Source organism: Treponema sp. R6D11 (assembly GCF_054786075.1).
This window is the reverse complement of record NZ_BDHD01001297.1, coordinates 1-337: the sequence shown is the minus strand read 5'-3', so window position 1 is coordinate 337 and position 337 is coordinate 1. Positions and strand designations below refer to the sequence as shown.

The 337-nt window shown below is 41.2% G+C and carries 1 protein-coding gene; it reads right to left on the bottom strand.

Going from position 1 to position 337, the window contains the following annotated elements; genetic code table 11:
* Positions 1-337, bottom strand: a 337-nt coding sequence (locus tag ACYVTD_RS18505; protein ID WP_461249057.1) for a hypothetical protein, incomplete at both ends; no start/stop codon positions are given.

The window sequence follows — 337 nt, the reverse complement described above, 5'->3', positions numbered from 1 at the left end:
CTTCCCAAGTTAATATATAAGGCACAGGATAATATTTTGACGAATTTAGCAGTTTTAACCAGGTGTTTGTTCCGCTTAACACGGAAACCTGCCTTTCGGAAGTAGTTCCGCCAAGAATCACATTTACCCGCCGTTTACCGGAATTATTTTCGACTGCTGGATTGTAGGCGATTTTATATCTTGCGCACGCGTTACGCAAAATATATTCCAGCAGATCCCTGTGGCTAAAGCCGATTTTTGCCGCCTGTTGAAAAATAAAACTGTTCTGCTCCATGCCGCTTATGGGGTTAAAATCGGAAAAATAGACGGAGCTGTCTATTAAACCTTTGTTATATTC